Below are 3,498 nucleotides of genomic sequence, written 5' to 3'. Positions count from 1 at the left end.
GCGACGACCGGTCGGCCGCGGCCACCGTGCCCGCCACGACGCCGCCCGTCAGCGCGTCCGAGACTGATCGCGACCGACCTCGACGGCACGCTGCTGGGGGCTCACGGCAGTTCCAGGGGGAGCTTGATGCCGTCGAGTGCGGTGGCGCAGGCGCAGGTGCGCTCGGCGGGCAGCGCCTTGACGACGTCGGCGACGACGCCGCGGAGCCGGTCGATGTTCTCGCCGAAGACGCGCAGGACCTCGTCCATCGTGACGCCCTCGCCCTCCTCGATGCCCGCGTCGAGGTCGGTCACGAGGCAGAGCGAGGTGTAGCAGAGCGCCAGCTCGCGGGCGAGGACGGCCTCCGGGTGGCCGGTCATCCCGATCAGCGTCCACCCCTGCGAGGCGAACCACCGGGACTCGGCCCGGGTCGAGAAGCGGGGGCCCTCGATGACGACGAGCGTGCCGCGGTCGACCGGGGGCCATCCCGAGGCCCGCGCGGACTCGACGGCGGCGCGGCGGCCGGTCGGGCAGTACGGGTCGGAGAACGAGACGTGGACGGCGGCGCCGTGCTCGTAGTAGGTCTGGTCGCGCCCCGACGTCCGGTCGGCGAGCTGGTCGGGGACGGCCAGGGTGCCGGGCCCGAGGTCGGGGGTGAGGGAGCCGACCGCGCACGGCGCCAGCACCTGGCGGACGCCGAGGGACCGCAGCGCCCACAGGTTGGCCCGGTAGGGGATCTTGTGCGGGGGGAAGCGGTGGTCGCGGCCGTGCCGGGGGACGAAGGCGACGCGGCGGCCCGCCAGCTCGCCGATCGCGATGGGGTCGCTGGGCGGGCCGTAGGGGGTGTCGACCCGCACCTCCTCGATGTCGTCGAGGAACGAGTAGAAGCCGGAGCCGCCGATGACCCCGATCTCGGCGACGGGCTGGGACGCGGAAGCCTGAGTGGACATGCCGCCGACCCTAGCCACCCGGCCGCCGTCCCCGGCAGGCCGTCCGCCGATTGTGGATAACTCCGCCGCCGCGCGACGAAGGGCCCGGCCGGAGCCGGGCCCTTGCGCGTTCCCCGGGACGTCAGCCGACCGGGTCCAGGACCTTGCTCTCGGGGGCGGGCGCCTCCTTGGCGAGCCGTCCCGGCGTCCAGATCCGCCGCCCGATGTCGTAGGACAGGGCGGGCAGCAGCAGCGACCGGACGACGAGGGTGTCGAGCAGGACGCCGAACGCCACCGCGAAGCCCATCTCGACCATGAACACCAGCGGCAGCGTGACCATGGACGCGAACGTGGCCGCGAGGACGAGCCCGGCCGAGGTGATCACACCGCCGGTGACGGTGAGGCCCCGCTGGATGCCGCGCCGCGTGCCGAGGGCCTGCGACTCCTCCCGGACGCGGTGCATCAGGAAGATGTTGTAGTCGACCCCCAGCGCGACCAGGAAGATGAAGGCCAGCAGCGGGAAGCCGGAGTCGGTCCCCTCGAACCCGAAGACGTGCTCGAAGACGACCGCGCAGGCGCCGAGCGAGGCGAGGAACGACAGCACCACGGTGCCCATCATCAGCAGCGGCGCGACGACGGCGCGCAGCAGCGCGATGAGGATGAGCAGCACCACGGCCAGCACGATCGGGATGATGACCTTGTTGTCGCGGGTGGAGGCGCGCTTGATGTCCAGGTACGTCGCGGTCATCCCGCCGACCTTGGCGTCCGCGGACGGGACGGCGTGCACCGCGGTCCGCAGCCGGTCGATGGTCGCGCGGGCGGCCGGGCTGTCGGCGGCGTCCTTCAGCGTCGCCTCGTACCTGACCAGGCCGCCCGTGGTGACGGGGTCGCCGACTTCGGCGACGCCCGGCGTCCCGCGCACGGCCTCGGCGATCCGGTCGGAGGCCGGGGCCTTGCCGATCACGAGGGCGGGGGAGCCCGACCCGGCGGCGTAGTGCCGCGCGACGACCTCCGAGCCCTTCACCGAGTCGGGCTTGCCGGTGAACTGGCCGGCGTCCGACAGGCCGTCCGCCTTGAGCGAGCCCAGCCCGAGCGTGAGGACGATGAGGCCGAGCATGGTCCCGGCCCAGAGCGCGCGCGGGCGCTTGCCCACGATCCCCGCGACGCGGCTCCAGACGCCGTGCTCGGCCTCGTACGCCTCGGGCTTGAGGTACTTGGCGTCGTAGCGGGGGATCAGCGGCCAGAACAGCCAGCGGCCGCAGATGACCAGGAGGGCGGGCAGGAGGGTCGTCATGGCGGCGAGCGCGGTGAGGACGCCCGCGGCGGCCACGGGGCCCATGCCGGCGGTGGAGTTCATGTCGGCGAGCAGCAGGCACAGCAGGCCGACGGCCACGGTGGCGGCGGAGGCGATGACGGCGGGCGCGGCGCGGTGCAGCGCGTAGGCCATGGCCTCGTGCCGGTCCTCGTGCCGGTGCAGTTCCTCCCTGTAGCGGGCGACGAGCAGCAAGGCGTAGTCGGTGGCGACGCCGAACACGAGGACGGTGAGGATGCCGGCGCTCTGGCCGTTGACGGTGAGGTCCGCGTACTTGGCGAGCAGGTAGACGGTCGACTGGGCGAGCCCCAGGGCGAAGACGGCGCTCAGCACGGGGACGAACCACAGGACGGGGCTGCGGTAGATGAACAGCAGCAGGACGATGACGACGAGACCGGCGGCCATGAGCAGGAAGCCGTCCAGGCTCTGGAAGACCTCGAACTGGTCGGCGCCGCCGCCGGCGGGGCCGGTGACGTGCGAGGCCAGTCCGGGGGGCCCGCGCTGGGCGAGTTCGCGCGCCTGGTCGACGGCGGCGGTGAGGTCCTCGTCCGTGAGGGGCACGAGGGTCTGGAGGGCCTTGCCGTCCTTGGACGGGAACGGCCCCTGCGCCTTCTGCGCTCCGGGCAGCTTCTGGAACGCGGCGACGTCGGACTCGGCCTTGGCCTTGTCGGCCGCGGTGATCCCGCCGGACCGCTCGTAGACGATGACGGCGAGCATCGTCTCGTCCTTGCGGAACCGGTCCTCCAGCTCCACGACCCGGGTGGACTCGGCCCCGGCGGGCAGCCACGACGCGGCGTCGTTCTTCTCGACGTCGCCGAGCTTGCCGGCGAGGGGGCCGAGAGCGGCCAGCAGGACGACCCACAGGGCCAGGACGGCCCATTTGGTGCGCCTTCCGGCGATCAGTCCGGCCAGGCGGTGGGTCCGCGGCCTCGGGGGTGCCGGGCTAGGTGCGCTCATGGTTCCTCTCCTGTGTGCACCGGGCGAATCAAGACATGTCGCGTTAGCGGCAAGAGTCTCTCGTCGAGCGAGAGAAGTCAAGTAATAACTCGAAAATCGGAGGCGTCGCGGGACCGCTAGCCTCTCGATCTGAGAGTCTCTCTAAGGTAGAGCTAAGTCAAACCGTGCGACGGGGAGGCCTCGCAGGGCCGGAATCGCGGGGTCGCGGGGGTGCTCCCTGTCTTCTCCATGGTCGCGAAGGGCGGTGGGATGCGCCTCCGGCGTCAGTACCGACTTGAGGTACGTCGCCCGGCGCAAAGGAAAGCCGCCGCCTACCTCTGA

2 protein-coding genes are annotated in these 3,498 nt (G+C 72.4%); both read right to left on the bottom strand.

What is annotated here, in order from left to right; translation table 11 throughout:
- Nucleotides 1-101: 101 nt before the first annotated feature.
- On the bottom strand, nt 102-929 hold the full coding sequence (locus tag AB0C69_RS39995) for an S-methyl-5'-thioadenosine phosphorylase (RefSeq protein WP_345173388.1): 828 nt from the start codon (nt 927-929) through the stop codon (nt 102-104).
- 121 nt (nt 930-1,050) lie between these two features.
- On the bottom strand, nt 1,051-3,177 hold the full coding sequence (locus AB0C69_RS39990) for an MMPL family transporter (protein WP_360361590.1): 2,127 nt from the start codon (nt 3,175-3,177) through the stop codon (nt 1,051-1,053).
- Nucleotides 3,178-3,498: the final 321 nt, after the last annotated feature.

Source organism: Actinomadura sp. NPDC048032 (assembly GCF_040653175.1).
In the GTDB taxonomy this organism is placed as follows: domain Bacteria; phylum Actinomycetota; class Actinomycetes; order Streptosporangiales; family Streptosporangiaceae; genus Spirillospora; species Spirillospora verrucosospora.
The sequence above is the reverse complement of the archived record's forward strand: the minus strand, read 5'-3'. Positions and strand labels throughout refer to the sequence as shown.